Genomic DNA, 23,907 nt, shown 5'->3' with positions numbered 1-23,907 from the left:
CTCAGGAGGCTCCCTCAGCGGTGCCCGCCGCGGCCGCGGCCCGGCGTACGGCGTCGACCACGTCCGCCTCGCGCTCCTCGGGCACCGTCAGCAGGTCGAGCAGCAGCCGGCCGTCCTTGACGTGCCCGACCACCGAGGGGTCACCGAGCCGCAGGGGCGTCGCGAGCGACGACGGGAGGGCGACGGCGGCGCTGGGCAGGGGCACGCCGGGCGCCCCGCCACCCCCGACCCGGCCCTCCGACTCCACCGCGGTCGCCAGGCCCGGACCGATCGCGACGGCCAGTCGTCGGGCCCGGGCGAGCAGGTCCTCGGGCCGTGCCGCGAGTGCCGCCGCGACCGGCGGGGTCGGGCCGGTCAGCGTCGCCTCCAGCGCGGCCAGCGTGAGCTTGTCGACCCGCAGCGCACGGGCGAACGGGTGCCGCCGCAGCGACTCGACCAGCGGCGCCGACCCGAGCAGCAGCCCGCACTGCGGGCCGCCGAGGAGCTTGTCGCCCGAGGCGGTCACGAGCGCGGCGCCGGCACGCAATGTGGTGGCGGCGTCGGGCTCGTCGGGCAGCCGCGGGTGCGGGGCCAGCAGGCCGGAGCCGATGTCGGCCACGACGGGGACCCCCAGCGTCGCGAGCGCGGAGACGTCCACCGAGGAGGTGAAGCCCTCCACCGTGAAGTTCGACGGGTGCACCTTGAGCACGAACGCGGTGTCGGGCCCGATCGCCGCCTCGTAGTCGGCCAGTCGCACCCGGTTGGTCGTGCCGACCTCGACCAGGCGCACGCCGAGGGACTGCACCAGGTCGGGGATGCGGAAGCCGTCGCCGATCTCGACCAGCTCGCCACGGGCGATGACGACCTCGCGACCCGCCCCCAGCGCGCAGGCGACCAGGGCCAGGGCCGCGGCGCCGTTGTTGACCACGTGCACCCCGCCGGCGTCGGGGCAGGCGGCCGAGAGCGCCGCCAGCGCGCCCGCGCCCCGGCGTCCACGCGTCCCCGTGGCGAGGTCCAGCTCGACGTCGGTCGGGCCCGCCGCGAGCGTGACCGCCTCGAGCGCCGCGGTCGAGAGCGGCGCGCGGCCCAGGTTGGTGTGCACGACGACCCCGGTCGCGTTGACCACCGGGCGCATCGACGTGGACGAGCCGGGGAGTCGCGCGACCACGGCGTCCACCACGTCCTCCGGGGCCAGCGAGCCCGCCCGGCACTCGGCGAGGACCTCGACGACCGCGGCCTTGACCCGGTCGCGCCCGAGCCGGTCGGCCGCGGCTGCGACCGTCGGCGCGGCGAGCACCGCGTCCGTGCGCGGCGTACGGCGGCGCGGGTCGTCCACGGTGCTCCTCCCGGGCGAAGAGTTGGCGGAGGCGGACGGGAATCGAACCCGCCTGACCGGGATGCCCGGTCACAACGGTGTTGAGGACCGCGCCCGTCACCAGACGAGGTACGCCTCCGCAGGTCAACCTACCTGCGAGGGGTTTGGTCCTTGACGGCCGTGGTTACATCACCCACGTGAAGGCGTTCCTGGGGTGGCCGGTGCTGCGGCAGGTCACGGGCGCGGACCGCCTGGGCCGTGGCCAGGCCGCGATGTCCGCCCGGAGCGAGAGCCTCACCCCCCGCACCGTGACCGCCGACCGCGTGGTCGACTCGGTCTGCCCCTTCTGCGCCGTCGGCTGCGGCCAGCGGGTCTTCGTCAAGGACGACAAGATCGTCCAGATCGAGGGCAACCCCGCCAGCCCGGTCTCCCGCGGCCGCCTCTGCCCCAAGGGCAGCGCCAGCAAGCAGCTCGTCACGTCCCCCAGCCGGGTGACCAAGGTGCGCTACCGCCGCCCCTTCGGCACCGAGTGGGAGGACCTCGACCTCGACACGGCGGTCGACATGGTCGCCGACCGGGTGATCAAGACGCGCAAGCAGTTCTGGGAGTGGGAGGACGACCAGGGTCGTCGCACCCGCCGCACCACCGGCATCGCCAGCCTCGGAGGAGCGACCCTCGACAACGAGGAGAACTACCTCATGAAGAAGCTCTACACGGCGATGGGGGCGATCGCCATCGAGAACCAGGCGCGGATTTGACACTCCTCCACGGTCCCCGGTCTGGGGACCTCGTTCGGCCGTGGTGGGGCCACCACCTTCCTGCAGGACCTCGCGCAGAGTGACTGCATCCTGATCCAGGGCTCCAACATGGCCGAGGCACACCCGGTCGGGTTCCAGTGGGTGATGGAGGCCAAGCGCCGGGGCGCGACGATCATCCACGTCGACCCCCGCTTCACGCGGACCTCGGCGGTCGCCGACATCCACGCGCCGATCCGCGCGGGCTCCGACATCGCGTTCCTCGGTGCGCTGGTCAACCACGTGCTGAGCAACGACCTCGACTTCCGCGAGTACGTCGTCGCCTACACCAACGCGGCCTCGATCATCGAGGAGGGGTTCCAGGACACCGAGGACCTCGACGGGCTCTTCTCCGGCTTCGACCCCGAGTCGGGGCAGTACGACCCCGGGACCTGGCAGTACGTCGGCGCGACGTCGGCGCCCGCGGCCGGTCAGCGCGACCCGGCGCAGCCGGCGGGCGACGCCGGCTCCCACGGGCAGCAGCACGAGGCCGCGCGGTCCGAGACCCACGGCTCGGGCGGTCCGGGCGTGGCCAGCAAGGGCGAGCGCGACGAGACCCTGCAGCACCCGCGCTGCGTGTTCCAGATCCTCAAGCGTCACTTCGCGCGCTACACCCCCGAGATGGTGCAGGAGGTCTGCGGCATCAGCCCGGACCAGTTCGCTCGCATCGCGGACGCGCTGACCAGCAACAGCGGCCGGGAGCGCACCTCCGCGATCTGCTACGCCGTCGGGTGGACCCACCACAGCGTCGGCGCGCAGATGATCCGCACCTCGGCGATCCTGCAGACCCTGCTGGGCAACATCGGCCGTCCCGGCGGCGGCATCATGGCCCTGCGCGGACACGCGAGCATCCAGGGCTCGACCGACATCCCGACGCTGTTCAACATCCTCCCGGGCTACCTCCCCATGCCGCACGCCGCCGAGCACCAGGACCTCGCCGCCTACGTCGCGGGCGACGCCGGCAAGACCGGCTTCTGGGGCAACATGAGCGCCTACGCCGTGAGCCTGCTCAAGTCCTACTGGGGGGACGCGGCGACGCCGGACAACGAGTTCTGCTTCGACTACCTCCCCCGGCTGACCGGCGACGCGTCGACGTACACCACCGTCAAGGCGCAGATCGACGGCCGGTCCAAGGGCTACTTCATCGTCGGGGAGAACCCCGCAGTCGGCTCGGCCAACGGCAAGATGCAGCGACTCGGCCTGGCCAACCTCGACTGGCTGGTCGTCCGCGACCTCCAGATGATCGAGTCGGCGACCTTCTGGAAGGACGGCCCGGAGATCGAGACCGGTGAGCTGGTCACCGAGGAGATCGGCACCGAGGTCTTCTTCCTCCCGGCCGCCACCCACGTGGAGAAGGCCGGGTCGTTCACCCAGACCCAGCGCATGCTGCAGTGGCGCGACAAGGCGGTCGACCCGCCGGGCGACTGCCGCAGCGAGCTGGACTTCTACTACGAGCTGGGCGTGCGCATCCGCGAGAAGCTCAAGGACTCCACCGACGAGATGGACCGCCCGCTGCTCGACCTGGCGTGGGACTACCCCGTCGACGAGCACGGCGACGTCGACGGCGAGGCCGTGCTGATGGAGATCAACGGCACCGACGCGCAGGGCAACCCGCTGTCGGGCTACACCGAGCTCAAGGACGACGGCTCGACGGCGTGCGGCTGCTGGATCTACTCCGGGGTCTACGCCGACGGGGTCAACCAGGCGCGTCGGCGCAAGCCGCACTGGGAGCAGGACTGGGTCGCCTCGGAGTGGGGCTGGGCGTGGCCGGCCAACCGCCGCCAGCTCTACAACCGCGCGTCCGCCGCCCCCGACGGCACGCCGTGGAGCGAGCGCAAGCGCTACATCACCTGGGACGCCGACCAGGGCAAGTGGGTCGGGCCCGACGTGCCCGACTTCATCGCCGACCGCGACCCGTCCTACGTCCCGCCCGACGACGCCAAGGGCCCCGACGCGATCGGGGGCGCCGATCCGTTCATCATGCAGACCGACGGCAAGGCCTGGCTGTTCGCGCCGCTGGGCGTGGCCGACGGCCCGCTCCCCGCGCACTACGAGCCGCCCGAGTCGCCGGTGCGCAACCCGCTCTACGGCCAGCAGAACAACCCCGGCCGGCAGGGCATCTCCGACCCGAGCAACCCGATCAACCCCAGCTGCAGCGACGTCTTCCCCTACGTCTTCACCAGCTATCGCCTGACCGAGCACCACACGGCGGGCGGCATGAGCCGCACGCTGCCCTACCTCACCGAGCTGCAGCCCGAGCCGTTCTGCGAGGTGTCGCCGCGACTGGCGCGCGAGCGCGGCCTGGAGCACGGCGAGTGGGCCACGATCGTCACCGCGCGCAGCGCGATCGAGGCGCGGGTGCTGGTCACCGACCGGCTGCGGTCGCTCCGCCTGGGCGACCAGTGGGTGGAGCAGGTCGGCCTGCCCTACCACTGGGGCCGCAACGGCATCAGCCAGGGCGACTCCCCCAACGACCTGGTCAACGTGACGATGGACCCCAACGTCTACATCCAGGACAAGGTCGGCACCTGCGACATCCGCCCCGGGCGACGCCCGCGCGGACCCGCCCTCACGGCGTACGTCGAGGACTACCGCCGCCGCGCCGGGGTCTCCGACGCGCCGGACCACACCGACGGAGGTGCGCAGACGTGAGCCTCTTCTCCGAGGAGAGCCTGTGGAGCCGGCTGGACGACGTGACCGGCGACGCCGGCTACGCCGACGACCACCCGCCCCGCAAGGGCTTCTTCACCGACACCTCGGTGTGCATCGGCTGCAAGGCCTGCGAGGTGGCGTGCAAGGAGTGGAACGAGGTGCCCGACGACGGCTACCTCATGACCGGCATGTCCTACGACAACACCGCCCAGCTCGGCGCGAGCACCTGGCGCCACGTGGCGTTCGTCGAGCAGCCGGTGCCCAGCGCGACGACCGACCTCGGCATGCCGTCGTTCTCGCTCCCCGGCGCCGACCCGCAGGCGCCCGACCCGCAGGGCGCCGAGTCCGGCGACTCGGGCGTGCGCTGGCTGATGTCCTCCGACGTCTGCAAGCACTGCACGCACGCGGCGTGCCTCGACGTCTGCCCGACCGGGTCGCTGTTCCGCACCGAGTTCGGCACGGTCGTCGTCCAGCCCGACATCTGCAACGGCTGCGGCTACTGCGTCGCGGCCTGCCCCTACGGCGTGATCGACATCCGCAAGGAGGACGGCCGGGCGTTCAAGTGCACGCTCTGCTACGACCGGCTCAAGGACGGCCAGACGCCCGCGTGCGCGCAGGCCTGCCCGACGGAGTCCATCCAGTACGGCGACCTGTCCGAGCTGCGGGCCAAGGCCGACCTGCGCCTGGCCGAGCTGCACGAGCAGGGCGTCGACGCCGCCCGGCTCTACGGCCACGACCCCGACGACGGGGTCGGCGGCGACGGGGCGTTCTTCCTGCTGCTCGACGAGCCCGAGGTCTACGGCCTGCCCCCGGACCCGGTCGTCACCACCAAGGACCTCGGCTCGATGTGGCGTCACGTGGGCGCGGCGGCCGTGACCATCGTGGGCCTCGGCGTGGCCTCGTTCGTCGGGCGACGCCGATGACGGCGCAGCCGGAGCAGCGCCGGCGACCCAGGGGCGGCGGCGGCAAGGGTGACCGGCTGATGGTCCCCGAGGCGGAGTTCCAGTCCTACTACGGCCGCCAGATCCTCAAGACCCCGACGTGGAAGACCCCCGACGTTCCGCTCTACCTCTTCCTCGGCGGGCTGGCCGGCTGCTCGGCGATCCTGGCCGAGGGTGCGGCGCTGACCGACAACCCCGAGCTCGAGCGCGTCACCCGGCTCGCCGCCGCGGGCGGTGCCGCGGTGGGCACGGTCGCGCTGATCCACGACCTCGGCCGGCCCGAGCGGTTCCTCCACATGCTGCGGGTGGTCAAGCCGACCTCCCCCCTCTCGGTCGGCTCCTTCATCCTCGCGCCGTTCTCCGCACTGTCCGGCGCTGCCGTCGCCTCCCACGTCACCGGCGTCCTGCCGGCGCTGGGTCGCCTGGCCGGGGTCGGGGCGGCCGTGTTCGGGCCCCCGCTGGCGACCTACACCGCCGCGCTGGTCGCCGACACCGCCGTACCCGCGTGGCACGAGGCGCACCGCGAGCTGCCGTTCGTCTTCGCCGGCTCGGGCTCGCAGGCGGCCGGGGGCCTGGCGATGATGCTGGTGCCGCTCGACCAGGCCGGGCCCGCGCGCACGATGGCGCTGCTCGGCGCGGCGGTCGAGATCGCGGCCGCGGAGACGATCATCCACCGTCGCGGGCTCGCCGCCGAGCCCTACCGCAAGGGCCGACCCGGTCGGCTGATGAAGCTCTCGCGCAACGCCACGGCGGTCGCGACCGCGGCCAACGTGCTGCTCGGCGGGCGGTCGCGCACGGCCGCCGTCCTCGCCGGCGCGACCTACGTCGGCGCCTCCCTGGCGACCCGCTTCGGCATCTTCGAGGCGGGCCTGGACTCCGCGCGCGACCCGAAGTACGTCGTCATTCCCCAGCGCGAGCGCCTGGCCGCGCGGGAGAAGGCGCGGGCCGAGGCCTCCTGACGGGGCTCAGAGCTGCGGCAGCACCTGCTTGCCGTAGAACTCGATCATCTCCTGGTGGTGCGGGCCCATGTTGGCGACGTAGATCTCGTCGAAGCCCGCGTCGGCGTACTCCTGCACCTGGCGCAGGTGCGCCTCCGGGTCGTTGCCGGCGACCGTCGAGTCGCGGATCGTGTCCGGGGTGACCAGCTGGGTCGCCTGCTCGAAGTGCTCCGGGGTCGGCAGCACCTGGGACAGCTCGCCGGGCACGCCCGCGTTGGGCCACAACCGGTAGGCGTGCTCGAGCCCCTCCTCGGCGGTGCTCGCGTAGGCGACCTTGGCGCCGGCCTGCGCGGGCTTGCCGCCGGTGCGCTCCTTCCACGTGCTCACCGAGTCGGAGTCGGGCTGGGTGGAGATGAAGCCGTCGCCGAACCGGACCGCGCCCTCGAGCACCTTGGGCCCGAAGGCGGAGACGTAGATCTCCGGCGGGGTCTCCGGCACGTTGTAGATGCGCGCGTGGTCGACGGTGTAGTGCCGCCCGCGGTGCGTCACGACCTCGCCGGTCCACAGCTCGCGGATGAGCCCGACCGCCTCCTCGAGCATCTCCAGACGGACGTCGAGCGGCGGCCACGGGCCGCCGACGATGCTCTCGTTGAGCGCCTCCCCCGTGCCGACGCCGAGCGTGAACTTCCCGTCCAGCAGCTCGGCACAGGTGCCGGCGGCCTGGGCGACGATCGCCGGGTGGATCCGCACCGTCGGGCAGGTGACCGCCGTCGTGACGTGCAGGTCGCAGACCTGGCTGATCGCGCCGATCACGCTCCACACCAGCGGGCTGTTGCCCTGCTCGTTGTTCCACGGGTGGAAGTGGTCGCTGATCCAGAGCTTCTCGAAACCCGCCGCCTCGGCGGCCCGGGCCTGGGCCACGAGCTCGGCGGGGGTGTACTCCTCGGTCGACAGGAAGTATCCGATGCGCATGCGCTCGTCGTACCCCGCCGGGGCGCGCTCCTACCCGCCCCGCGCCATGATGGCGAGGTGACCGTCTCCGCACCCGTCCGCCTCACCCAGCTCGCCGCCGGTGGCGGCTGCGCCTGCAAGGTCCCGCCCGGGGAGCTCGAGCGGGTGCTCTCCGGCCTCACCCCGACCACCCCGGACGACCTGCTCGTCGGCGTCGAGAACGGCGACGACGGCGCGGTGGTCCGCATCGACGGTGGCCGGGCGGTCGTGCTCACCACCGACTTCTTCACCCCCGTCGTCGACGACCCCTACGACTGGGGCCGGATCGCGGCGGCCAACGCGATCTCCGACGTCTACGCGATGGGCGGTGAGCCTCTGCTCGCGGTCAACCTGCTCGCCTGGCCCCGCGACCGCGTGCCGTTCGAGCTGGCCGCCGAGGTGCTGCGCGGTGGCGCTGCCGTCGCGGCGCAGGCGGGCTGCCACCTCGCCGGCGGCCACAGCATCGACGACCCCGAGCCGAAGTACGGCCTGGCCGTCACCGGTCTCGCCGACCCCGACCGCCTGCTGCGCAACGACACCGCCGTGCCCGGGACGCCCCTCACCCTGACCAAGCCGCTGGGGCTCGGGGTGCTCAACAACCGCCACAAGGCGACCGGTGAGGTCTTCCCCGAGGCGGTCGAGGTGATGACCACGCTCAACCGCGACGCCTCCCGCGCCGCGCTCGCCGCGGGCCACACCTGCGCCACCGACGTGACCGGCTTCGGCCTGCTCGGGCACCTGTTCAAGCTGTGCCGCGCCAGCGGGGTCTCGGCGGTCCTCGACGCCTCGGCCGTGCCGTACGTCGAGGGCGCGCGCTCGTCGTACGCCGCCGGCTACGTGCCGGGCGGCAGCCGCCGCAACCTCGACTGGGTCCGCCCCCACCTCGACGCCGACGTCGACGAGGACGAGCTGGTCCTGCTGGCCGACGCCCAGACCTCCGGCGGTCTCCTCGTCGTCGGCGAGCTCCCCGGCCACCCCGTCGTGGGCGAGGTGGTCGCGGGCGACGGCCGGATCACCGTCCGCCGCTGACCGGCCCGGCCGCCCCGCCCCGCCCCGCCCCGCCCGGCCGCCCCGCCCGGCCGCCCCGCCCCGCGTACTCCGACGTACGCGCTGGACAAATCGGACATCAGCCACGCGTACGTCGGAGTACGCGCGGGTGGGGACGCGTACGTCGGAGTACGCGCGGGTGGGGACGCGCGGTCAGCTGCGCACGGCGAGCTGGAACTCCCGCCCGATCACGATGGTCCGCGCACGCGGCAGCTCGAGCTGGTCGACCCGGTCGGTGGAGAGCCTGGCCATGAGGACGAACAGCCGCTGGCGCCAGACGGCCATGCCGCACCCCTTGGCCACCAGCGGGATCGAGTCGGAGACCAGGTAGGTCGCCTCGCCCGGGTCGACGCCGCGCAGCGCCTCGGGGTGCTGCTCGATCGCGCACTCGAGCACGTGCTGCACCGACAGCCGCTCGCGGTAGCCGAGGGTCACCGACAGGCCCGTGACGCCCTCGCAGTCCTCGAACGGGTCGAGCTCGACGTGGTTGACGTGGGCCTCGGAGCCCGGGGTGTCCTCGACCTGCCAGCTGAGCAGCAGCACCCGCTCGGGCAGGACCTGCGCCTGCTCGGTGATCGTGCGCAGGGCGAACGGCGCGACGGCGTCGTCCTCGGTGAGGAAGACCGCCGTGTGGGGCGTGCGGTGGGGCTCGATGCCGCTGCGGTGGAGCTCGGCGAGGAGGTCGCGCGGGGAGACCTCGTCGGCGGCGCGGGCGGCCGCCAGCCGGCGCTGCCCGCTCCACCAGGTCCACAGCAGCACGAACACGACGGCCCCGATCAGCACGGGCGCCCAGCCGCCCTGGGGGATCTTGGGCAGGGCCGCTGCGCAGAACACGACCATCACGACGAGGCCGAGCCAGGCCGCGGCGCGCCGCACGGGGTGGCGCTCGCCCCGCACGTGGTCGAGCACGAGGAACAGCGTGGTGGTGGTGAGCATCGTGAACGCGACGGCCACGCCGTACGCCGCGGCGAGGCGCTCGCTGCTGCGGAACAGCAGGACGACGCCCAGCACCGCCACCGCGAGGGCCCAGTTGACCGCCGGGACGTAGATCCTCCCGCTCTCGGTGGCCGACGGGTGACGGGTGCGGAGGAAGGGGAACAGGCCGAGCCCGCCGGCCTGGTGGAAGACCGTGAACCCACCGGCGATGACCGCCTGCGAGGCGATGACCGTGGCCAGGGTGGCCAGCACGAGCACCGGGATCGTGCCCCACGAGGGGACGACGGCGTAGAACGGGTCGCCGGCCGCCTTGGGGTCGCGTACGACGGCCGAGGCCTCCCCGAGGTAGGCCAGCAGCAGGGCGGGCAGGACGGCGAACAACCAGGCCCGTGCGATGGCCGGTCGCCCGAAGTGGCCGAGGTCGGCATAGAGCGCCTCGCCGCCGGTGACCGCCAGGACGACCGCACCGAGCGAGAGGAACGCGGTGAGCGGGTCGTGCACGAAGTAGAGGACGGCGTGGTGGGGCGAGAGGGCCTGCACCGCGGCCGGGTCCTGCACCAGCGAGGCGAGGCCGCCGAGCGCGAGGACGGCGAACCACGCGACCATGACCGGCCCGTAGACCGCGCCGATCTTGCCGCTGCCGTGGTGCTGCAGGACGAAGACTCCCCCGAGGATGGTCAGCGCGACCGGCAGGACCCACGCCGCGAGCGAGGGGCTGGCGGTCTCCAGCCCCTCGGCGGCCGAGATCACCGAGATGGCCGGGGTGATCACCGAGTCACCGATGAACATGGCCGCGCCGACCATCGCGACGACCGTGGTGGCCGCGACCAGTCGCGCACCGGTGCCGGCGCGGCGCAGCAGCCCGAGCAGGGCGAGCAGGCCGCCCTCGCCCTGGTTGTCCTCGCGCAGCAGCACGCCGACGTAGAGCACGGTGACGACCACGACCAGCGACCAGATCACCGTCGAGGTGACGCCGTAGACGGTGTCCGGGGTGACGGGTCCGCTCTCGCCCAGGATCGTGCGCATCGCGTAGAGCGGGCTGGTCCCGATGTCGCCGAACACGACACCGAGCGCCCCCACGACGGCAGCCGGACCCGCCCGGCGTCGATCGGTCACGGGGGAGGTCTACCCACTTTGAGGTGGGCTTCTCCTCAACGGCGCAGCACGTCGTGCAGCAGCTCGAGCGCCTGGTCGACGGTCGCCTCGACCACCTCGGCGGGCTCGCCGTCGAGCTGCACCTTGGTGGTGACCACGTCGTCCTCGGTCGCCACGCTCATCCACACGGTGCCGGCGGGCTCGCCCTCGCTCGGGTCGGGTCCACCGACGCCGGTGACGGAGACCGCCCAGCTGCCGCCGAGCAGGTCGCGCGCGCCGCGGGCCATCTGCTCCGCGCAGGCGGCGCTGACGACGGGGCCCTCGGGCACGCCGAGCACGTCGAACTTGACCGGCTCCTGGTAGGCGACGATGCCGCCGCGGAACCAGTCGGCGGAGTCCGGGCCCTGCCCCAGGGCGCTGGCGATGGCGCCGGCGGTGAGGCTCTCGGCGGTGACGATGGAGGCGCCTCGGTCGGCGGCGAGCCGGCCGAGGCGCTCGACGAGGGAGTCGCGGTCGGTCATGGGCGCCTGTTACCCCGGAGGGCCGGTCCTCTCACGTCCTCAGGCGGGTCAGATGAAGAGGATCTGAGCGCCGTCGGTCAGCTCCATGAAGTCGCTGGCCGAGATGATGCCCTCGACGCCCTCGTAGAGGTCCTCCTCGTGCAGCTTCATCATGTCGGCCGACATGCGGCACGCCCACAGGTGACCGCCGGACTCGTGGATCTGCTCGAGGAACTCCGGGACCTCGGGCACGTCGAGGTCCGCGATCTGCTTCTTCATCATGTGCGTGGCCATCGCGGTCATGCCGGGCAGCCCGGAGAGGGCGTTGGGCATGTGCGTCGCGGTGTTGCCCATGGGCGAGAAGTGCAGGTGGCCCATCGTCTTGCGGTTGATCATCTCGAAGCCCCAGAACGTGAAGAACAGGTGCGTCTCGATGCCCTCCCCCAGCGCTGCGTTGGCGAGGATGAGACCCGGGTAGGCCATGTCGAGGTTCCCCTTGGAGCAGATGATCGCCAGCTTGCGGTCGGTGGTCACGTCGTCGAACGACGGCACGATCGGGGCGGTCTCGGTGATCTCGGTGGTCATCACACACATCCCTTCGGCTTGGGCAGGCCGGCCACGTAGGCCAGCTTCTTGGCGGGCTTGGCCGGGAACAGCGCGAACAGCTGCTTGACCGGCACGCCGGTCCGCGTGCTGACCCGGCGCAACGTCGCGGTCTCGCCGGTGACGGCGTGGTCCTCGCGCAGGAAGCGGATCAGCTTCCAGTGGTCCTCGGTCAGCTCGAGCCCGATGAGGTGGGCCAGCTCGGTGCCCAGCTGGTCGTCCCACTGGCCGGGGTCGGTGAGGAACCCTTCCTCGTTCACGTCGACCTGACGGCCGGCGATCGTGGTGGTGGTCATGTCCTTCCTCCTGAGCGTCGTGCTCACTCGGGGTGCTTCCCGGCCATCGACATGGCCGAGGGGAGCCCGAGCGGGCGGCCGGGGAGCAGGACGTTCCAGTAGGCGTGCCGGAAGGCGAGCTTCCCGAGGTGGTTGAGCCGCGACTCCTCGAGCAGGCGCAGCGGCCCGACCCCGGGCAGGGGGAAGGTGCCGGTGAGCGGCTCGGTGTCGTAGTTGAAGTCGAGCAGCAGGGCCTTGCCGTGCCCCGACTCGACGAAGCAGTTGGCGTGGCCGTCGAAGGAGTGCGAGAGCGGTCGGCCCTCGGCGAGGTCGACGAGGTTGTCCACGAGCACCTCGGCGGCGAAGTGCGCCACCGACCCGGCCTTGGAGGTCGGGAGGTCGGCGGCGTCACCGACGGCGAACACGTCGTCGTGCTCGGTCGAGCGCAGCGTGTGCTTGTCGACGGGCACGTAGTTGAGCTCGTCGCCGAGTCCCGAGCGTCCGATCACGTCGGCCCCCATGTTGAGGGGCACGGTGACGAGCAGGTCGTAGGGGACCTCGCGGCCGTCGTACGACGACAGGACGCGGCGGTCCTGGTCGACCTCCTCGACGACGAAGTCGGTCTCGAGGTGGATGTCGCGCTCGGCGAGGGCGTGGCCGAGCCGGCGGCTGGCGACGGGCTTGGTGAACGCGCCGTCGAGCGGGGTGACGTAGACGAGCTCGGTCGCGTCGCGCAGGCCGCGGCGGGTCAGGAAGTCGTGGGCGAGGAAGGTGAACTCCAGCGGGGCGACCGGGCACTTGATCGGCATCTCGGTCACGTGCACCACCAGGCGTCCGCCGCGGAAGGCGGCGAGCTGGTCGGCGAGCGCGGTGGCACCCTCGAGCGTGTAGAACTCACCGACCGACCGGTGCCACTCCGGCCCGAGCATCCCCGGGGTCTGGTCGGGTCGCGGCGTGGTCCCCGTCGCGACGACGAGCACGTCGTAGGCCAGCTCGCGCCCGTCGGCCAGCCGCACGAGGTGCTGGACGGGCTCGACCAGGTCGACCTCGCCGGTGACGAGCTCGACACCGCTCGCCAGCAGGTCGGGCACCCTGCGTCGCAGCTGCTCGGGACGGTTGGCCCCGAACGGGACGAAGAGGTAGCCGGGCTGGTAGTCGTGGTCGTCGTCCCTCGCGACGACCGTGACGTGCCACTCGGGGATCTTGCGGTGCACCTTGTTGGCCACCATCGTCCCGGCGGTGCCGGCGCCGAGGACGAGGAGCCTTCGCTCTGTCCTCATGCCTCCAGCGTCCTCCCGCCAGGGCCGGGTCACCAGGCGATCGGTCGTCTGGTCGGTCACACGGTCACTCGGTCACGGCACGGACGACAGGACCTCGCACGTGCCGGCGGTGTCGGTGCCGCTGCCTCCCAGGCAGGTGTCGGTGCCGCCGCGACCGACCAGCCGGTCCGGGCCGGCACCGCCGCTGAGGCGGTTGGCCAGGTCGTTGCCGCGAAGGGTGTCGGCGTGGCTCGATCCCAGGACGTTCTCGATGCCGGTGAACGCGTCCGGCCCCTCCCCGGTCGCCGTGCCGGCGGCGAGGTCCACGACCACGCCGGCCGTCGCCTCGGCGTAGCGCAGCAGGTCGGTGCCCGACCCGCCCGACACGGTGTCGGCCCCGGTGCCCGGGGTGAGTGAGTCGCTGCCCTCTCCGCCGGTGAGGGTGTCCGCGCCCCCACGCCCGAGGAGCGTGTCGGTGCCGGTGCTGCCGACCAGCACGTTGACCGTGGGCGTGCCGCGCAAACGGTCGCCGTACGCCGAGCCGGTCGCGTTCTCCACGTCGGTGAGGGTGTCGCGTCCCTCGCCGGCGGCGGTCCCCGCGGTCAGGTCGACGACGACCGCCGTGGACGACGAGGTGTAGGAGACGGTGTCGACGTCGGCGCCCCCGCCGATCGCGTCGTCACCGGCCCCGCCCAGCAGCACGTCGGCGCCGCCCAGGCCCGCGAGGGTGTCCGAGCCGCCCACACCACTGAGCCGGTCCGCCCCTGCCGACCCGGTCAGCACGTCGGCGAAGCGGCTGCCCACGACCTGCTCGACATCGGTCACCTGGTCGGCGCCGTCGCCCTCGGCCGAACCGGCGCCGAGGTCGACCTCGGCAGGACCCGGGGCGGAGGAGTAGACGACCCGGTCCGCGCCGCTCGAGTCGTAGCTCTCGCAGCCCTGCATCTTGACGCAGTAGATCTCACCGGCGCCGTTGAGCCAGTCGTCGCCGGGGCCGCCGGTCAGCTGGTCGGCCCCACCCATGCCCCAGAGGTGGTCGTCGCCCTCCCCGCCCCGCAGGACGTCGTCGCCGTTGGGCCCGCCGTCGTCGTCGGAGCTGGTCGCGGTGTGGTCACCGACCAGGTCGTCGTTGCCCGACCCGCCCTCCAGCACGTCGTTGCCTGGGCCCCCGTTGAGCGAGTCGTCGGCCGGACCGCCCAGCAGCGTGTCGTCGCCCTCCTCGCCTTCCGCGGCGGCCCCGGAGGCGTTGCCCAGCCGGAGCGTGTCGTCACCTGGACCGCCGTACACCGTGCCGAGACCGTCGTAGCCGGTGAGGTCGTCGGCGTAGGGCGAGCCGTGCAGGATGCGGACGTAGCTGAGGTCGTCGGTGCCCTCACCCGTCACGGTCGCCGTCGCGAGGGACGCGGTCACCGGGCCCGGGGCGCCGGTGTACCAGACCGAGTCCTGGCGCAGGCTCGAGTTGCCGAAGACCCGGTCGTCGCCGTCGCCCGGCAGGAACCGGTTGTAGCCGCCGGCCCCCCAGAGGTCGTCGTTGCCCCCGCGCCCGCAGATCAGGTCGTCACCGTCGAGGGCGTAGATGACGTCGTTCGCCGACGACCCGATGATCACGTCGGGACCGTTGGTGCCGGTGTACGTGCCCTCGGCCGTCCCCATCACGTGGGTCGGGGACCGGCCGAAGCACTCGAGGGCGGCGCCGGCCGGCTGCGCGAGTCCCGGGCCCCACGCGGCGAGGAGCAGGACCGGGGGGACGAGGGCGAGGCGCGGTCTCATGCCGGGATTGTCCGCCCGCGCCGCGGGTCGCCCCAGGGCCCAAAGCCCCGTCACACCGGGGCGAGCCGGATGGGTCCCGCGCCGATGTCGGCGGGGTCGAGCCGCTCGCCGCGACGGCGCAGCTCGATCGCACCTTCTTGTGCGAGTGACAATGAAACTTCGCGGACCAGTGGCATGAGGTCACGCCAGCCCGGGGTGCCGATCTCGTCGGCCGCCCTGCGGGCCACCTCGGAGGGGCAGACGCTCCCGGCCGGGCGCGCGGCGACCAGCTCGCGCACGTCGCCGGCCAGCAGCCGGGCGACGGCGGGGTCCTCGAGGTCCGGCAGACCACCCTGGCAGCCCGGGCACCAGTAGAGGTTGCGCGCGGCCATCGTCGCCCTGAGGACGGTCTCCCCGCAGCGGGGGCAGGCCCTGCCGTGCCGGCGGTAGACGGCGTACGTCGGCCGGATGCGTCCGCTCCGGCCCTCGCGCAGGAGCGCCGCGGCCCGTCGTAGGTCACCGTCGTCGACGAGGATGCGACCGGTCCGCACGCCGTAGGGCATGAGCCGGACGAGCTCCTCCCAGACCCGCTGCACGACTCCCTCGGTCAGCTCGCGACCGGGCAGGTGGGGGTCGAGCCGCAGCCGGTGGAGCAGCTCGGCGCGGTAGACGTTGCCGACGCCTGCGATCAGCGACTGGTCCATCAGCAGGGCACCGACCGGACGGTTGCTGCGGAGGATGCGATGCGCGGTGTCGGCGGGGATCGACCTGCGGCGCAGGGGGTCCGCCCCGATGCGGGTCGCCTTGTCCGACCACTCCTGCTCGGTCAGCAGCTCGCAGGTGGCCGCCCCGCGCAGGTCGGCGACGTGCGTCTCCGAGAGCAGCCGCAGCCGCACCTGCCCGGTCACCGGCACCTCGAGCCCGGCGAGGCCGCCCTCGGGGAGCTTGCGGCGGTGCTGCGTGACCGAGAGCTTGCCGAACAGCCCGAGGTGCACGTGCACGAGCGGCGCGCCGGCGAAGCGGATCGTGAGGTGCTTGCCGAACGCCTCGGCGCCGGCGTACTCCTGGCCGTCGAGCAGCGCCGCCTCCTCGGTGAACCGGCCCTGCGGCGAGGAGGCCCGCGGCGACGTGCCCGCGAACGCGGCGTCGAGCCGCTGCGCGAGCGCGTGGATGGTGTGGCCCTCCGGCATGCCCCCACCCTCTCCACCAGCGCCAAGCGCACCCACATGCTCCTGACAGGTCGGGGGCGCACCATGGAGCCATGAACCGCACGAAGACCGTCCTCCTCGGGGCCTCCGCGCTCGCCGCCGGCGCCGTCATCGCCGGCGGGGTCAACCTCGCCACCGCCGCCACCGACGACGACGAGTCCCCGGGTCCGCGCATGGGCCAAGGCCACGGGTGGGGTCACGACCACACCCCCGTCACCGGCAGCGAGCGGAGCAAGGTCGCCTCCGCGGTCACGGGGAAGTACGACGACGTCACCGTCCGGGTGGTGATGAAGGACGAGGACGGGTCCTACGACGTGATGGGCACCCGGGGCGGCCGGCCGGTCCGCATCGAGGTGAGCAATGACCTGGGCACCGTCGAGCTCAGGGCTCCCGGGAGGGTCCCCGGCATGCGGGGCGGTCCGGGCTTCCCCGGCGGCCCCGGCGGTCCCGGCGGGATGCGCGGGCACACGCCGGTCACGGGGTCCGAGAAGGCCGACGTGGTCGACGCGGTCACCAAGAAGGACAAGGCGGTGAAGGTGGTCGCTGTCCTCAAGGAGGACGACGGGTCCTACGACGTGATGGGCGTCCGCGGCGACGAGCCGGTCCACGCCGAGGTCAGCAAGGACCTCGGGACGGTCGAGCTCAGCACCGGCGGTCCCGGGATGGGCATGAGGCACGGCCGCGGCTTCGGTGGCCCGCACGGGTGGGGCCCGCCGCCGGGATGGGGCCCCCGCGCCACGCCGTCGACGGACACCTGACCTGGGTCCGCACCCCTCTCGTGGGCACCATGGGGCATGAGCAGCACGCAGCCACGGGACGCCCCCGCCCGCGAGATGTACGTCGACCCGCGTTTCCGGTCGGCCGCCGACCGCTTCTTCGAGCGGTTCCAACGGCGCGGCGACGGGGGCGGCGCCGTGGCGGCGTACCTCCACGGCGAGAAGGTGCTCGACGTGTGGGCCGGGTGGCGCGCCAAGGACACCCGCTGGACCCACGACACCGTCACGCTGTGCTTCTCGACCGGCAAGGGCGTGGCCAGCACCGTCGTGCACCGGCTCGCCGACCGCGGCCTCGTCGACTACGACCAGCCGGTCGCGACCTACTGGCCGGAGTTCGCGGCCGCCGGCAAGGAGCGCATCACCGTCCGCGAGCTGATGTCGCACCGGGCCGGCCTGCACAACGTGCGCGAGGTCGCGCCGACGCAGAAGGTCCTGCTCGACTACCGGGCCTTCGCCGACGCCCTGGCCGCGGCGCGACCCGACCCGCGGCGGTTCCAGGGGCCGGGCTACCACGCGGTGACCTACGGCAACCTGGTCGCCGAGCTCGCCGCCCGCGTGACGGGCAAGGACTTCACCACGCTGCTCAAGGAGGAGGTCTCGGACCCGCTCGGTGCGGAGGAGCTGTGGTTCCACGTGCCGCAGGAGTCCCGGGTGCGGATCGCGCGGGTGTTCCCCACCGTGAAGCCGGGTCCGATGCCGTGGAGCACCACCGGTCGCATCCTCTCGGGCCTGCCGGGCCTGCGGGCGATCGCCGAGGCCGGCATGGCCGAGGGGTTCGACGAGCTTGCGCGCAGCCCGCGGGCCCACGACGCGGTGATGCCCGGGTGGAACGGCGTGTTCAGCGCCCCCGCGCTCGCGCGGATGTACGCCGCGATCGCCAACGACGGCGTGCTGGACGGCAACCGCTACCTGTCGTCGGAGCGCATCGCCCAGCTCAGCGAGACCCAGACCCGGCGCCGCGACTACGTGCTCGGGATCCGTCCGCACTGGCGACTGGGCTTCCACCCGGCGTGGCTCCGGGTCGAGCGCATGCCGCGGCGGTCGGTGGGCCACTACGGCTTCGGCGGGTCAGGGGCCTGGGCCGACCCCGAGACCGGTCTCTCCCTGGCGTTCGTGAGCAACCGGCTCGGCAACCGGCTGCAGCCGATCGCCGACGGCCGGATGTCGGCGATCGGGGGCGCCGCCCTGGAAGCCGCGCGCGCTGCCGGCTAGGTCGAGTCCTCGCGGGCAGGCGGGCGGGCGCCCACACCGTCGCCAAGGACCGGGCCAGCCTGACCTCGGCGGCCTCGAGGGGACGTCCCGCGTAGAGCACGAGAGCTCCGCTGACCGGCCCCCCGTCCGCCCGGTCGTGCAGCGGGATGCCGTAGGCACTCGAGATGCCGCGCCGCTCGAGCTCGAGAGCGATGGCCGGCCAGCGTCTGCGCAAGGTCGCCGGGTCGTCGGCGCCGACCACGGCCCCGGTGCGGAGGGCGTCCGTCGCCGGCCCCTGGTCGAGGTGCCGCTCGAGGAGCGCGAGCACACGACCCAGCGGATCCGCGGCGAGCGGGGTGAGTCCGCGGCCGGGCGTCAGGACGGCGTACGACGCCGCCTCCAGCCCGAGCCGGGTGGTGCAGGCGGCGACCAGGGCGGCGTACCTCTCCTGGGGCGTGTGGCTTCGGTCGATGCCCGGCTCGACCCCAGCCCGGGCCAGGGACCGGGTGTCGCTCACGTCGTCTCCCGGTCGGTCTCGGACGTCATGTCCCCTCCTCTGAGGTGCTGCTCGATGGGTAGTCGGGCTCGCCCGTGCCCGGCTTCCCATCGAACCCGGGGAGCCTGGCCCCGGTCAGGGCCAGGTGGGGTCGGGGCTGGTGCCCATCGGCCCTGGGGTCCACCAGTGGGCAGCGGAAGGCTGGACGTGCACGGAAGGACGTCGTCATGACCAGCGCACACGGAATCGTCGTCGGAGTGACCGGGAAGGGCCAGGACACAGCGGCCCTGCGGTGGGCCGGGGAGCGAGCCGCCCGCACGGGCGAGCGCGTCACCCTCGCGCACGCCTACGGGCACGTGCTCCCGCCTCCTCCACCGAGCGTGCTGGTGGCCGACGAACCGCTGGCCGAGGCCGCGTCGTACCTCCTCCACGGCTGCGTGGAGGCCTACCTCCACGTGGCGCCGGAGGGCGTCGACAAGCCGGAGGCCGTGCTGGACGACGGGCGGCCCGGGCAGATGCTGGTCGACCTGAGCCGGGACGCGGACCTGGTCGTGGTCAGCCACCGCGACCGGAGCCACCGCATCCACACCGGCTCGACGACGACCGCGGTCGCCACTCACGCACACTGCCCGGTGGTGGCCGTGCCCGAGGGCTGGTCGCCGGACCACACCGGCGAGTGGGTGACGGTCGGCGTCCACGAGGGGGGCGCGCCCCAGCAGGTGCTGGAGACGGCCGCAGCAGAGGCCTCGTCCACCGGGGCCCCGCTGCGGCTGGTGCACGGGTGGCACCTCGACTCGGTGTACGACGACCTGATCAGCGCCAGGATCGACCCCGAGTGGGACACCCGTCTCGAGCACGACCTGCTGGCCGCGGCGCGGCCGGTCCTCGAGCAGCACCCCGGCCTCCCGATCGAGGTCCAGGCGCTGCACGAGTGGCCCGCCGACGCGCTGTCCCGGCTCGCGGCGACCTCCCGGCTGCTCGTGGTGGGCCGGCACACCCACCACACCCCGCTGCCCCACCGGCTGGGCTCGGTGGCCCGCACCGCCATCCGCACCTCCACCTGCCCGGTCCTGGTGGTGCCCGTAGGTTGACCGCATGGAGCGCGCCGTCGTAGCCCAGGACCTGGTCAAGACCTACGGCGACCTGCGTGCGGTCGACGGTGTCTCGCTCGAGGTGGGGGTCGGCGAGACCTTCGGCATCCTCGGACCCAACGGCGCCGGCAAGACCACGACGCTGGAGCTGCTCGAGGGACTGCGCAAGCCGGACGCGGGGCGGGCCGAGCTGCTGGGGCACCCGTCCCACCCGCGCGACACCGCGCTCCTGCGCCGCATCGGCGTGCAGCTGCAGACCTCGGCGTTCTTCGAGCGCCTCACCGCGCGCGAGCAGATCCGCACCTTCGGGGCGCTGTACGACGTGCCGCCCGACCGTGCGGAGGCGTGGCTCGATCGCGTGGGCCTGGCGGAGAAGGCGTCCTCGCGCACCGAGAACCTGTCGGGCGGGCAGAAGCAGAGGCTCGCGATCGCCTGCGCGCTGGTCCACGACCCCGAGCTGGTGTTCCTCGACGAGCCGACCGCGGCTCTCGACCCGCAGGCGCGGCACAACCTGTGGGACCTGCTGCGCAGCCTCACCGAGTCGCAGCGGACGATCGTGCTCACCACGCACCACCTCGAGGAGGCCGACCTGCTGTGCGAGCGCGTGGCGATCATGGACGGCGGCCGGATCCTCCGGCTCGGGACGCCGGCGGAGCTGCGCGCCTCGCTCGACGCCCGGTCCGGACCCGACGCGCGACCCGCCACCCTCGACGACGTCTTCCTCGACCTGACCGGGCGGGAGTACCGCCCGTGAGCCCCGCCTTCCGTGCGATCGCGCTGGCGATCCTCAAGGGATTCGTGCGGGACCGGGCGTCGGTGTTCTTCGCCCTCGTCTTCCCGCTGATGTTCCTGGTGCTGTTCGGCGGGATCTTCAACGACCCGCAGCAGTCCAAGGTCGAGCTCGTGCAGGTCGGAGCGGTGCCGCTGATCGACGACCTCCCCGCCGACGCCCGCAAGGCGTGGGACGAGACGTTCGAGACCACCCGCACCCAGGACCGCGCCGGCGCGATCACCCGAGTGCGCAAGGGCGATGCCGACGTCGCGGTCGAGATGAGGGGCGACACGCTGGTCGCGCACTACACGCAGACCGACGCCGTCCGGGCGGCGATCACCCAGGGCACGCTCCGCGCGTTCGTCGACGCCGCCAACGTCGCCGCGTCCGGCAGGCCGCCGGCCTTCACCCTTCGCACCGAGCGGGTCGAGGACGACTCGCTCAAGACCATCCAGTTCGTCACGCCCGGCCTCCTGGGCTGGGCCGTCGCGATGAGCGCGGCCTTCGGGGCAGCCGCCACGCTGCAGGGCTGGCGGGAGAGCAAGCTGCTGCGACGGCTGCAGCTCTCACCGGCCCCGGCCGGGGCGATCGTGAGCGCCCGGGTGCTGGTGACGATCACGATCGCCCTGGTGCAGCTGGCGATCTTCGTCGGTCTCGGGATGGCCGCCTTCGGACTGCAGCTCGACGGCGCCTGGTGGATGGCGGTCCCCCTGCTGGTCACCGGCACGCTGGCGTTCATGTCGCTCGGGCTCCTCGCCGGTGCGCTGTCCCGCACGACGGAGGGAGCGGTCAACCTGGCCAACTTCCTCGTCCTGCCGATGGCGTTCCTGTCCGGCTCGTTCTTCCCGCTGGAGGGCGCGCCGTCCTGGTTGCAGGTCGTCTCGAAGGCCCTCCCCCTGCGCCACCTCAACGACGCGATGCTCGACGTGATGGTCCGCGGCGAGGGGCCCGCCTCGGCGCTGGTCCCGATGGCGATCCTGCTCGCCTTCGCCGCCGTCCTCACGTTCGTGGCGTCCCGGCTGTTCCGGTGGGACACCGCCTGAGCAGGACCGACGGCTCGCCCGGCCCAGTCCGGGCGAGCCGGAGCTCGTCCCGGCCCCAGGTCAGGGCGGGAACCCGTGGGGCGAGCTCGACCAGGCGAGGGCCGACGGCCGCGTCCTCGGTCAGCGTGACGGGCTGCCCGACGGTCGCGTCGAGGTCGGGGAGGACCCCGTCTCGCCAGCACCGCACCTCGTAGCGGAACAGCGACCAGCGCCCGAGCGTCCGGAGCCCGACCGGCCCGGTCACGACAGCGCCGTGGTCCGTCCGCCCGTCCGGGCAGTCCCAGACGGGCGCGACCTCGAGCACCGTCGTGCCCTCGGGCGAGTGGACGAGGAGGGCGGCGTGGAACAGCTCGCACGGCGTACGACGCTGCGCGGTCGCCAGCACCCGCTCGTAGACCCGGCCGTTGGTGCGGACGCACCGACCACCGGCTCCGAGCGGGAGCCAGTGCAGGTCGGTGCGCGTCGCGCTCACGGCGTCACCCGGTCACCCGCCGTCTGCTCGACCTGGCTGAACGGCGCGACCGGAGGCGCGCCAGCGGGCCGAGGCGGCTCGGGCTCCTCGGGGCCCTGGTCGAGCCGGAACGGCGGGTAGTCGTCGGTCATCAGCGAGACGTAGGCGAGCACCCGGAACACCCAGCGGTTGAGCCCGACCAGGAGGTCGAACAGCGGCCGCGGGTAGCGCCCGGTGAACAGCAGCAGCAGGCCCGCGGCGAGGGTGAGCGCGCCGATCAGACCCCCGACGACCAGGTGCGACCGGTCGCTGGACCCGCTCCACGTGCCGGCGAGGACCGCGACGACGAGCAGCTGCGGGATCGCCAGCAGCCACCACTTCACGAGCACGAGCCCCCGCGAGAGGTGCTCGGGGTAGTCGACGTCGAGGTCGGCCGGGTAGTCGCTGCGTCCGAGGGTGAACGGCGGGTAGCGGTCCGTGCCGATCGCGCTGGTGGCGTAGAACTGCACCCGCCAGGTCCAGCGCATGATCCCCACGTCGAGGTCGAACAGCGAGCGCGGGTAGCGACCGGTGACGAGGATCGCGAAGAACGCGACGACGGTCAGGACGGCGTAGACCACCCACAGCACGGCGAGCACGATCCAGTGCGGCAGGGCGAGCAGCCACTTGACCAGCCACAGGCCGCGGCTCAGGTGCTCGTCCTGGAAGCCGGTGACGTGGACCGGTGACGGCCGCGGAGTCTCGGTCACCCCCACCGGGACGGTCGTCCGCTGGGTGGGGACCGCGGGGCCGGCCGGGTGCACGCCGTACGCGATGAGCAGGCCGCCGACGGCGATCAGCAGGACACCGCCCACGACCAGGCCGACGGCGATCGGGACGAGGAAGCCGAAGCGGGCACCGACCGTGAGGTCGACGTCCACGCCGGCGGTGGCGTCGCTGTTCATCACCACGAGCGTGTAGGTCCCGGGGTCGACGTCCCAGACCAGCCGTTGGGTGCCGGGGCCGGTGGCCTGCGCGGTCCAGAAGGTCTGCTCACCGGGTGTGCTGCCCAGGGTCCCCTCCGTGCCGTGCCGGGTCAGGGAGTAGCGGAACGGGTCGGTGCGCACGTCGGTCAGCTCGTCGTACGACGTGCCGGCGAGCCAGGCCTCGACGTCACGGGTCGGAGCCACGCCGACGAAGACCGAGCCGCTGGTGGAGCGGGCGTCGAGCCGCAGCGTCGCCAGGTCGTGCTCGGTCCAGAACCGGTCGGAGTCCGCCTGGCCGAGCTCGACCGCCCCGCTGCTCAGTGCGGTGACGCTGGTGGTCAGGTGCTCGCTCGGCAGGGTGAAGAAGCCGTCGGCATCACGCTGGGTCGCCAGGGCCCAGCTGAGACCGAGGCCTCCGAGCAGCAGCGGCAGTCCGACGAGGGCGAGCAGGACGCCGAGGACGAGCGGGACAGGACGGTTGCGCGACCTGAGCGCGTTCGAGGGCGTCCCGTTGGGATCGATGGCCGTGGTCATCACGGACCTCCTCCACACGGTGGTGTCGGAGGGCGCGGAGCGTCGCTCCGACCTGACACCTCCATCCTCTCGCCAGGTGAGCGCGCCGGCGTGGCTGCGGAGGGTGAGGTGGGCGACATCGCCGTCGTGCCCGGCCCGTCCGGCGGGCGTCCGAGAGACCTTCGGACCGACACGGCGACCGCCCGAATCGGCTTCTGGGCCTCGAGGGCGTAGGGTAGGAACAGAGTTCTTCGCTGGTCTTGGTTTTCACTGCTGTGTCTTCACTGCCTGTGTCGGATTCGTCTTCACCATCACACGCTCGTGAAAG

General features: G+C 73.1%; 20 protein-coding genes, 1 tRNA gene and 2 pseudogenes. 10 read left to right on the top strand and 13 right to left on the bottom strand.

From position 1 onward, the window contains the following. Window position 1: 1 nt before the first annotated feature. Together selA and J2S63_RS14860 are read right to left on the bottom strand one after the other, a co-directional pair. Window positions 2-1,315, bottom strand: a complete 1,314-nt coding sequence (gene selA, locus J2S63_RS14865; RefSeq protein ID WP_310303762.1) for an L-seryl-tRNA(Sec) selenium transferase — start codon at window positions 1,313-1,315, stop codon at window positions 2-4. 23 nt (window positions 1,316-1,338) lie between these two features. After that, window positions 1,339-1,433, bottom strand: a tRNA-Sec gene (locus tag J2S63_RS14860). 58 nt (window positions 1,434-1,491) lie between these two features. On the opposite strand from J2S63_RS14860, the gene J2S63_RS21380 reads away from it, so the two are divergent. From J2S63_RS21380 to nrfD, 4 genes and pseudogenes are all read left to right on the top strand, one after another. Next, window positions 1,492-2,052, top strand: coding sequence for a hypothetical protein (locus J2S63_RS21380; RefSeq protein ID WP_486348062.1), 561 nt, complete (start codon window positions 1,492-1,494; stop codon window positions 2,050-2,052). A 12-nt stretch (window positions 2,053-2,064) separates the two neighbouring features. Then, window positions 2,065-4,740, top strand: a pseudogene (fdh, locus tag J2S63_RS14855) (formate dehydrogenase); the annotation flags it as partial. Beyond that, window positions 4,737-5,663 carry a 4Fe-4S dicluster domain-containing protein gene (locus J2S63_RS14850; RefSeq protein ID WP_310303761.1) on the top strand — a complete coding sequence of 309 codons (927 nt, stop codon included), beginning with the start codon at window positions 4,737-4,739 and terminating at the stop codon, window positions 5,661-5,663. The pseudogene fdh and the gene J2S63_RS14850, both read left to right, overlap by 4 nt. Beyond that, on the top strand, window positions 5,660-6,640 hold the full coding sequence (nrfD, locus tag J2S63_RS14845; protein WP_310303759.1) for an NrfD/PsrC family molybdoenzyme membrane anchor subunit: 981 nt from the start codon (window positions 5,660-5,662) through the stop codon (window positions 6,638-6,640). Before J2S63_RS14850 ends, nrfD begins: the two co-directional genes overlap by 4 nt. A gap of 6 nt (window positions 6,641-6,646) precedes the next feature. Here nrfD and J2S63_RS14840 read toward each other — a convergent pair whose 3' ends face one another. Continuing rightward, window positions 6,647-7,591: a TIGR03557 family F420-dependent LLM class oxidoreductase gene (locus J2S63_RS14840; protein WP_310303757.1), complete on the bottom strand. Its 945-nt coding sequence runs from the start codon at window positions 7,589-7,591 to the stop codon at window positions 6,647-6,649. Window positions 7,592-7,648: 57 nt separating this feature from the next. Here J2S63_RS14840 and selD point away from each other — a divergent pair, with 57 nt between their 5' ends. Further along, entirely contained in the window at window positions 7,649-8,638 is a 990-nt protein-coding gene (selD, locus tag J2S63_RS14835; RefSeq protein ID WP_310303755.1) for a selenide, water dikinase SelD, read from the top strand. A gap of 171 nt (window positions 8,639-8,809) precedes the next feature. Here the strand turns inward: selD and J2S63_RS14830 are convergent, their stop codons facing one another. The 7 genes from J2S63_RS14830 to J2S63_RS14800 form a co-directional block, all read right to left on the bottom strand. Next, on the bottom strand, window positions 8,810-10,708 hold the full coding sequence (locus tag J2S63_RS14830) for a KUP/HAK/KT family potassium transporter (protein WP_310303753.1): 1,899 nt from the start codon (window positions 10,706-10,708) through the stop codon (window positions 8,810-8,812). Between the two features lie 35 nt (window positions 10,709-10,743). After that, the gene (locus J2S63_RS14825) at window positions 10,744-11,208 is read right to left on the bottom strand and encodes a CinA family protein (RefSeq protein ID WP_310303751.1); all 465 of its coding nucleotides are present in this window, start codon (window positions 11,206-11,208) and stop codon (window positions 10,744-10,746) included. 48 nt (window positions 11,209-11,256) lie between these two features. Continuing rightward, entirely contained in the window at window positions 11,257-11,772 is a 516-nt protein-coding gene (locus J2S63_RS14820; RefSeq protein ID WP_310303749.1) for a DsrE/DsrF/DrsH-like family protein, read from the bottom strand. Next, window positions 11,772-12,086, bottom strand: coding sequence for a TusE/DsrC/DsvC family sulfur relay protein (locus J2S63_RS14815; RefSeq protein WP_310303746.1), 315 nt, complete (start codon window positions 12,084-12,086; stop codon window positions 11,772-11,774). Before J2S63_RS14815 ends, J2S63_RS14820 begins: the two co-directional genes overlap by 1 nt. A 23-nt stretch (window positions 12,087-12,109) precedes the next feature. Then, entirely contained in the window at window positions 12,110-13,345 is a 1,236-nt protein-coding gene (sqr, locus tag J2S63_RS14810) for a type III sulfide quinone reductase, selenoprotein subtype (RefSeq protein ID WP_310303744.1), read from the bottom strand. A gap of 72 nt (window positions 13,346-13,417) precedes the next feature. Continuing rightward, window positions 13,418-15,094, bottom strand: coding sequence for a calcium-binding protein (locus tag J2S63_RS14805; protein ID WP_310303742.1), 1,677 nt, complete (start codon window positions 15,092-15,094; stop codon window positions 13,418-13,420). 50 nt (window positions 15,095-15,144) lie between these two features. Beyond that, complete coding sequence (locus J2S63_RS14800) at window positions 15,145-16,263, bottom strand: DUF3253 domain-containing protein (protein WP_310303740.1); 1,119 nt, start codon at window positions 16,261-16,263, stop codon at window positions 15,145-15,147. A gap of 71 nt (window positions 16,264-16,334) precedes the next feature. On the opposite strand from J2S63_RS14800, the gene J2S63_RS14795 reads away from it, so the two are divergent. Both J2S63_RS14795 and J2S63_RS14790 read left to right on the top strand, forming a co-directional pair. Further along, window positions 16,335-17,039: a hypothetical protein gene (locus J2S63_RS14795; protein ID WP_310303738.1), complete on the top strand. Its 705-nt coding sequence runs from the start codon at window positions 16,335-16,337 to the stop codon at window positions 17,037-17,039. Window positions 17,040-17,075: 36 nt separating this feature from the next. After that, complete coding sequence (locus tag J2S63_RS14790; protein ID WP_310303736.1) at window positions 17,076-18,269, top strand: serine hydrolase domain-containing protein; 1,194 nt, start codon at window positions 17,076-17,078, stop codon at window positions 18,267-18,269. A 49-nt stretch (window positions 18,270-18,318) separates the two neighbouring features. Here the strand turns inward: J2S63_RS14790 and J2S63_RS21325 are convergent. Continuing rightward, window positions 18,319-18,855 (bottom strand): annotated as a pseudogene (locus J2S63_RS21325) (GAF domain-containing protein); the annotation flags it as partial. 116 nt (window positions 18,856-18,971) lie between these two features. On the opposite strand from J2S63_RS21325, the gene J2S63_RS14785 reads away from it, so the two are divergent. Genes J2S63_RS14785 through J2S63_RS14775 form a run of 3 tightly spaced genes read left to right on the top strand, consistent with a single transcriptional unit; the run spans window position 18,972 to window position 21,650 of the window. Next, window positions 18,972-19,835, top strand: coding sequence for a universal stress protein (locus J2S63_RS14785; RefSeq protein ID WP_310303735.1), 864 nt, complete (start codon window positions 18,972-18,974; stop codon window positions 19,833-19,835). Window positions 19,836-19,839: 4 nt separating this feature from the next. Continuing rightward, window positions 19,840-20,589 (top strand): ABC transporter ATP-binding protein, encoded by a 750-nt coding sequence (locus tag J2S63_RS14780; RefSeq protein ID WP_310303732.1) that lies wholly within the window; start codon window positions 19,840-19,842, stop codon window positions 20,587-20,589. Then, on the top strand, window positions 20,586-21,650 hold the full coding sequence (locus J2S63_RS14775; RefSeq protein ID WP_310303730.1) for an ABC transporter permease: 1,065 nt from the start codon (window positions 20,586-20,588) through the stop codon (window positions 21,648-21,650). Before J2S63_RS14780 ends, J2S63_RS14775 begins: the two co-directional genes overlap by 4 nt. On the opposite strand, the gene J2S63_RS14770 is transcribed toward J2S63_RS14775, so the two are convergent. Continuing rightward, window positions 21,607-22,122, bottom strand: coding sequence for a hypothetical protein (locus J2S63_RS14770; RefSeq protein WP_310303728.1), 516 nt, complete (start codon window positions 22,120-22,122; stop codon window positions 21,607-21,609). The genes J2S63_RS14775 and J2S63_RS14770 overlap by 44 nt on opposite strands. Then, complete coding sequence (locus tag J2S63_RS14765) at window positions 22,119-23,600, bottom strand: DUF4389 domain-containing protein (RefSeq protein WP_310303727.1); 1,482 nt, start codon at window positions 23,598-23,600, stop codon at window positions 22,119-22,121. Before J2S63_RS14765 ends, J2S63_RS14770 begins: the two co-directional genes overlap by 4 nt. Window positions 23,601-23,907: the final 307 nt, after the last annotated feature.

This window comes from Nocardioides marmoribigeumensis (assembly GCF_031458325.1).
In the GTDB taxonomy this organism is placed as follows: Bacteria; Actinomycetota; Actinomycetes; order Propionibacteriales; family Nocardioidaceae; genus Marmoricola_A; species Marmoricola_A marmoribigeumensis.
This window is presented reverse-complemented; position numbering and strand designations above follow the sequence as displayed.